This window comes from Dehalococcoidales bacterium (genome assembly GCA_028716225.1).
Taxonomy (GTDB): domain Bacteria; phylum Chloroflexota; class Dehalococcoidia; order Dehalococcoidales; family UBA5760; genus UBA5760.
This window is the reverse complement of the sequence record JAQUQE010000063.1, coordinates 1-6017: the sequence shown is the minus strand read 5'-3', so window position 1 is coordinate 6017 and position 6017 is coordinate 1. Positions and strand designations below refer to the sequence as shown.

Below are 6017 nucleotides of genomic sequence, written 5' to 3'. Positions count from 1 at the left end.
CAGGGGCGACAACGTCGGGTACTTCTCCATCATCATGGCCATTTCCCTGGGGGCGAAGGAGATAACCATCATCGGCATGCCCTATTCGCACCCGACCGAGGATGCTGCCATGGACGCGACCAAGGGGCGGCATTGCGTTACCCTCTACGATGCAATCCTCCGAGCCTATGTGTACACCACGTTCGACTGGATTGACTCAAGGAGGGAGCTGATGGAGGTCCTGGCCAAGTGCAAGGAGGAGCATGGCATCAATTTCTTCAATAGCACCGGAGCGGGCATATTGTACCAGGCGGGAGTGATGGAGCCACTGGATTTCGAGGAGTGGGTCAAGCACTCCGAGGGATGACATGTCCGAGCTGGGGCTGTATCTGGTCATATTCCTTTTGCTCCTTTTACAGTGCATGTGCTTCATCTGGGTGGCAGCGCTCGCCCGTGAGCTGGAGGTCCAGAGGGTCAAGACCAAGGAGTTGAGGAAAGAACTGATGAGGAGAATCGAGGAAAGGGGGATGGCCGATGGTATACTATGAGGCGATGGCACTAGCGGTCGCGGACGCGCTCCGCGAGAGGTGGGAGGAGAACTATATAGCCAACAGAGCGAGGATTAAGGAGTGCCCCCCGTTCGTGATGGCGCGTGGCCTGAAGAACAGGGCGGCCCTATGCGTCGGGGCCGGTCCCTCTTTAAAAAAGAACATTGACGACATCGACCATGGATTGTACGACATCATCTGCTGCGACAAGATGGCGGGCAAGCTCTACGATATGGGTCAGAAGCTCAAGTACGTGGTCGCGCTGAACGCCGAGGCGACCAATGTCCAGCAATGGTTAGAACCCATAGACGACCCGGAGGTCACGCTCGTGGTCCCGTGCGGCGTCCATCCCGAGGCCTATGAGAACTGGTGTGGCAAGCTGATATTCATCAACGCAGTGACACCCACCGGATTGGACAAGAGGGTGCACGCGGAGACGGGGCACTATCCCATGCTTGTCGGCTCCAACGCAGGCACCTTCGCGTTCCTCTTAGCCACCTACTTAGGCTACGACCCCATCGCCTACGTGGGCCTGGACTTCTCCTTCCTCACAAGAGAGGAAGTGGAAAGAAATGTCAAGGTCTCGGGCGAGCCGTACAACATCGTGGAGCTGACCGACTCCAACGGGGACGTGCGGTACACCACATTAGGCTGGGTATACATGGTCGACTCCTTCCAGGAGCACTGCAAGCGCTTGAACATGAACGAGCGGACGATAGTCTCGGCGGTCGAGGGCGGCATCAACAATAGCGATTACGTGCACATGATGACCCTCAGGGACTTCAACAAGGAGGTGAGACCATTCGCACCTTGATAACGGGATGTGGCACATTGGGCAAGGAGCTGATAAAGACCTTGCCCGGACAGCTCGTGGTCTACGACTTCTCCGAGGACGCGCTGTGGGAAGCAGAGGAGATAAACCCCAACATCGAGGCCGTTCTCGGGGACATACGGAACACCACCAGGGTCAAGGAGTACATGAGGGGCTGCGATGTCATCATCAACACCGCCGCCGTCAAGCACGTCAGGTATGCGGTCCAGAATCCGGGCGAGTGCATCGACATAAATGCCACCGCCCAGTATCGCATGCTCTCTGCCGCCAGGGCGATGGGCATCAGGCGCTATATCCAGGTGTCGACGGACAAGGTCTGCCACCCGCAGACGATTTACGGGCTGACGAAGCTCATGGGGGAGATGAGCGTCAAGGGCTTCGACCTAATAGGCTACTTCTCGTGGAGGTTTGGCAACTTTCTGGGCTCACAGGGCTCTGTGTTCGACAAGTGGAAGCTCCAGGCCAAGAAGGGCAGGATTAGGCTCACCGATAGGAACATGAACCGCTTCTTCATCACCCCCAAGGACGTTGCACTGCATGTCCAGGACTCATTGCAGGCCTGGGCCGATGAGTACGAGCCGGGTTGCGTGTTCGTTCCCATGATGAACGTGTTCAACATGGGCATCGTGGCCGATGTCGTTGCCGACAAGTGGGACGTATCCATTGAAGTGGTCGGTGCGGGCAAGGGGGAGAAGCTCAACGAGTACATCATCACCGAGCAGGAGGCGATGTGCGCCACGGTCGAGAGGAAGCACATGGGCTATTGCATCCATCCCAACAGGGTCGATGACAATATCGGATGGGCAATCACCACCGAGAACCTGCCCATCATGTCGAGGAACGCCACCGAGAAGTATTTGGATGGCTGGATATGAGTGAGATGATAATCAATCCCGGATACAGAGAGTACACTTTTAGGGAGATACTGACGGACCCTGAGTACGACGAGTACCGCAGGCAGTGGTCCGAGAACCCCAAGAACGGCATCACATCCGACATGCCATTGTGCTTGGACATCGAGATAACCAACAGGTGCAACCTCTCCTGCCCGTTCTGCGTGCGTGAGGTCATGCTCAAGGACGGCAAGAAGGAGGGGCAGGGCCTGATGAGGTGGGACGACTACATGAAGGTCATGAAGCAGATTGAACATAAGGTCCCGTCCGTCAAGCTCAACTGGAGAGGGGAGCCGGTAATGCACCCCATGCTATGTGACATGGTCAAGCAGGCCAAGAAAGCGGGCGTTATAGAGGTCATGTTCAACACCAACGGCACTCGCATATCGCAGGAGCTGGCGACAAAACTGGTGCAGGCCGGGCTGGACAAGATAATATTCTCCATCGAGTCCATCGATGCCAAGAAGTACCCGATATACAGGCCCGGTGGGGAGCTGTACCAGGTAGTGGATGGTATTCAGAACATCCTCGCCGCTAGGTCGGTCTCAGGCATGTGTGGGCCAATCGTGCGCGTCCAGAAGATTGACTTCCCCGAGCTGAGAGAGGAGGACTATGTGAAGTTCTTTACGACCATCGAGCCCGGTGGGGTGGACCAGATTGCATTGAACACTTACAAAGAGAAGGACCCGGACAAAGCGTTAGAGGTAGTGTACAACCCATGCTGCCAGCCCTTCCAGCGTCTCTTCCTGGCCTGGAACGGGAACTTCTACCCCTGCTGCCAGGGACATCTGTTCGAGCCCATCGGCAATATCAAGGACATGAGGGTGTTCGATGCCTGGCACTCTCCGCTGATGGGCATGCTGAGAAAGAAGCATCACGACAGGCAAGGCTTCACTGTCGAACAGTGCTCCACATGCCAGACGGCCAAGGGGGTGTAGTGTATGCGAAAAGGAGTTCTTGGGAACATCTTTGTTAGTATACTATTCGGCTCATTAGGTTCGGCGCTAGTGACTACAATATTGGGAGCTTTTGCAGCCACTGGTGCCGCACACGGCAATGGGCACGAACTATCGTCATCCCTAGCACTCCCAATATTCTTGATTTTATTCATAATACTCTCTCTAATCCTCTATGGGTGCCAACAGTTGGAGGACGTTTCATGAGTGGAAAGAATGAGTTGGCAATTCTACTATGCCATTTTTCGCCAGCCGTCGCATTCGCTCATGTCGTGGTTCTTTTAACATTGTGGGGGGTGTGAGGTGGGAGATGAGGATGAGCGAGAGCACAAGGGACGCAATCATGTGGGCCATTCCCATCATGCACACAGCCATAATCGGGGGGCTGATATTCCTCTGAATAGCATCGAATCGTGCTCCAAGTGGATTGCGCTGATAATGTTTGCGATGGTGTTCATAATGGTCTTGGTTGTGAAGGGGTGAGGTAAATGGATAAAAAATCGTGGAAGAAATGGGAGGGTCGCTTCATCTGGCTGGCATTAAGGCTTGCTTTAGCGTTCATATTGACCATCATCGTAGGAGTGAACGCAATGTATCTGAAGGCGGACGCTCAGACCATTACGTTCATCGGAGTGGTGGCCGTGAATTTGGGGATTGCCATCCTGGCTTCCATAGTGGCGATGGCCATCTGCGCATGGGCGACAGAACCACATTATGGAGATTGATAGATGTATAGCGATATTAAGTACCACAAGATATGTTTCAGATATACAGCAACCCGAACTAACCTCATGAACATGGCACCAGGGGCTGCGCTTGACCGTTTGGGTGATGTTGGTTTCATTAACAACGTTGTAGCCGGAATAATCAAGAGCGTCCTCTTGGGTGAGGAGGTGTTCGAGAAACCGTTCGGCGGCTATGCACCACAGTGTACAGAGTTCGGGGCCACCCCTGTGGGAGCGCTATCGTTACCGTTGGCAATGAACGTGGTTAAGGATGGACGTGCTCTCCTGCTCCTCGTTGCTTATTACGATAATGACAGGGGTCACAAGATGCGCAAGATACAGCTCAGCGTGAACGGTAGACCGCTCCCAATTTGGGACGCATATCATCTGTCACTGTTGAACGCGGACCTCATCCGGTTTCCAAACCCCATCATCATCGAGCCGGGGTCGACGTTCGAGCACAGACAGTGGGACCAGGATGGGGATGAGGTGCCTCTGTCCAAGGATGCGGGGTTCATAGGCTATGTCTTTGCATCCTATGGCTATCTTATTGGCGAGGGTTTGAGGAGGAAGGTGATGAATTGAGCAGGGACGAGGATTTCTGGAAAGTAATCAAGAACCAGCCGAAATGGGAAGACCTGCCGGAGCTTCCTGGCGACTGGAGGTTCGTGTTCATGAGTGTGCTGCCAATGCTCTCTAGCTCGCCGCCATACTACTACTGTCATATAGTCGCCGTCCGTGGTGAGAGGAGTGCTCTCGATAGTGTAGTGCAGGCTCTTGCCAAGACGTTGGAAGAGGCGGTGTGGGACATCAGGAGCCAGATAGAATGGAGGGAGAGATAGTGTCTAAGGAGGGAGTTTATGTAAGCGCCGAAATCGGTGTGAATTGGTTGGGAAAGTGGAACATTCTAGAGCAAATGGTGGATGAATCAGCATACGCTGGCGCAGATGCGGTCAAGCTCCAGATGTTCTGCTCTGAGGAGGTCAAGGGCCATCCAGCCTACGACCTGCTGAAGAAGATGGTCCTTAGTGCATACGATGTCGAGACCATATGCGAACGAGCGCACAAGAAGAATATAGATGTGGTGGTCACGCCCATGAACCCTTCTGCGGTCGACATGCTCAAGGACACAAAGATAGATGGGGTCAAAATCAGGGCTAAGGATTGGCTACGAACCGACATCGTGGAGCCTGCCATGGCATTGGGCAAGCCGACGTACATCTCTGTGCCCTATGAGAACGGGGTCATCAATAAGCCTGCTGAGGTGAGCGATGAGGATTTCCGCAGAGGCTACATGCGCACACGAGCGAGAAACACGTACCACGTCATGTGCATCCCCAAGTACCCGCCTAAATTGGAGGATTTGACACTATACGTCAGCTCTCAGGTCGACGGGTACAGCAACCATTACCCGGACTGGACCATTCCACTCATGGCCGGTTATGGCAAGATGGCCCATGATGCTGCGAGGCCCAGCAGTGTGCGGAGACGGTTCTACTTAGAGGTCCATGTCATGGCCGATATAACTCCCCCACCTGGTCCGCTGGATAGGGACGTATCCATCTACTTCAGCGATTTGAAGAAGTTGGTGGATGCTTTGAACAAAGGGGAGAAGGCGGTGGGATAATTGCCCCAAGAGAGATATGAGTTCAAGGTTAAGAACATCGATGGGAGTATTGACGAAAGTTGGGTGGATATACGCTGGATGGTAATCGAGGGCAGTATTCCCAATGACGATGAAATCCACTTTGAAGAGGTCTGGAAGATAACCATGGAGCGGGTGAAGTAAATGGACGAGCCTGGGGCAATCCCTGAAATCTCTGAGGAGTATAAGCGCCACGAGGCCGAAGCCTTAGCAAGACTGAAGATGCCAACATGCCACATCTGCCATCAACCACTCAAGATGGGGGATGAGTACGTCATCATAGGATTTGGTGATGGAGCACAGTATCACAGGAAGTGCTATGAGCAGTTGGAGAGGGAGACGAGTAAGCCACCGACCCTCTCACCTGGTCAGAATTATTGGTTGGCACACAACTCAATGGGGGAGGATTAGTGTTAGTCATCATATTGGCCCGGAAAGG

Annotated in this window: 11 protein-coding genes; all 11 read left to right on the top strand. The window is 53.8% G+C overall.

All coding sequences use genetic code 11. The annotated features are described in order from the left end of the window. The coding region (locus tag PHI12_13005) for a hypothetical protein (protein MDD5511710.1) at positions 1-346 on the top strand (346 nt) is incomplete at its 5' end. Between the two features lies 1 nt (position 347). After that, the gene (locus tag PHI12_13000; GenBank protein MDD5511709.1) at positions 348-527 is read left to right on the top strand and encodes a hypothetical protein; all 180 of its coding nucleotides are present in this window, start codon (positions 348-350) and stop codon (positions 525-527) included. Further along, positions 514-1341, top strand: coding sequence for a DUF115 domain-containing protein (locus PHI12_12995; protein MDD5511708.1), 828 nt, complete (start codon positions 514-516; stop codon positions 1339-1341). The genes PHI12_13000 and PHI12_12995 overlap by 14 nt, the downstream gene beginning before the upstream one ends. Beyond that, the gene (locus tag PHI12_12990) at positions 1338-2234 is read left to right on the top strand and encodes a polysaccharide biosynthesis protein (GenBank protein ID MDD5511707.1); all 897 of its coding nucleotides are present in this window, start codon (positions 1338-1340) and stop codon (positions 2232-2234) included. The genes PHI12_12995 and PHI12_12990 overlap by 4 nt, the downstream gene beginning before the upstream one ends. Continuing rightward, positions 2159-3190, top strand: coding sequence for a radical SAM/SPASM domain-containing protein (locus tag PHI12_12985; protein MDD5511706.1), 1032 nt, complete (start codon positions 2159-2161; stop codon positions 3188-3190). The genes PHI12_12990 and PHI12_12985 overlap by 76 nt, the downstream gene beginning before the upstream one ends. A gap of 506 nt (positions 3191-3696) precedes the next feature. Further along, positions 3697-3933 (top strand): hypothetical protein, encoded by a 237-nt coding sequence (locus PHI12_12980; GenBank protein ID MDD5511705.1) that lies wholly within the window; start codon positions 3697-3699, stop codon positions 3931-3933. 3 nt (positions 3934-3936) lie between these two features. Next, complete coding sequence (locus PHI12_12975) at positions 3937-4518, top strand: hypothetical protein (protein ID MDD5511704.1); 582 nt, start codon at positions 3937-3939, stop codon at positions 4516-4518. After that, positions 4515-4775 (top strand): hypothetical protein, encoded by a 261-nt coding sequence (locus PHI12_12970; protein ID MDD5511703.1) that lies wholly within the window; start codon positions 4515-4517, stop codon positions 4773-4775. Before PHI12_12975 ends, PHI12_12970 begins: the two co-directional genes overlap by 4 nt. Next, positions 4760-5560 carry an N-acetylneuraminate synthase family protein gene (locus tag PHI12_12965; protein ID MDD5511702.1) on the top strand — a complete coding sequence of 267 codons (801 nt, stop codon included), beginning with the start codon at positions 4760-4762 and terminating at the stop codon, positions 5558-5560. Before PHI12_12970 ends, PHI12_12965 begins: the two co-directional genes overlap by 16 nt. Further along, positions 5561-5722 carry a hypothetical protein gene (locus tag PHI12_12960; GenBank protein MDD5511701.1) on the top strand — a complete coding sequence of 54 codons (162 nt, stop codon included), beginning with the start codon at positions 5561-5563 and terminating at the stop codon, positions 5720-5722. It abuts the gene before it with no gap. Further along, positions 5723-5989, top strand: a complete 267-nt coding sequence (locus PHI12_12955) for a hypothetical protein (GenBank protein MDD5511700.1) — start codon at positions 5723-5725, stop codon at positions 5987-5989. Positions 5990-6017 lie beyond the last annotated feature (28 nt).

Bases quoted from the DNA above. Each gene is read 5' to 3' on its own strand.
- PHI12_12980 (MDD5511705.1), top strand. From the start codon at position 3,697: ATGGATAAAAAATCGTGGAAGAAATGGGAGGGTCGCTTCATCTGGCTG.
- PHI12_12955 (MDD5511700.1), top strand. From the start codon at position 5,723: ATGGACGAGCCTGGGGCAATCCCTGAAATCTCTGAGGAGTATAAGCGC.
- PHI12_12975 (MDD5511704.1), top strand. From the start codon at position 3,937: ATGTATAGCGATATTAAGTACCACAAGATATGTTTCAGATATACAGCA.
- PHI12_12985 (MDD5511706.1), top strand. From the start codon at position 2,159: ATGGGCAATCACCACCGAGAACCTGCCCATCATGTCGAGGAACGCCAC.
- PHI12_12995 (MDD5511708.1), top strand. From the start codon at position 514: ATGGTATACTATGAGGCGATGGCACTAGCGGTCGCGGACGCGCTCCGC.
- PHI12_13000 (MDD5511709.1), top strand. From the start codon at position 348: ATGTCCGAGCTGGGGCTGTATCTGGTCATATTCCTTTTGCTCCTTTTA.
- PHI12_12965 (MDD5511702.1), top strand. From the start codon at position 4,760: ATGGAGGGAGAGATAGTGTCTAAGGAGGGAGTTTATGTAAGCGCCGAA.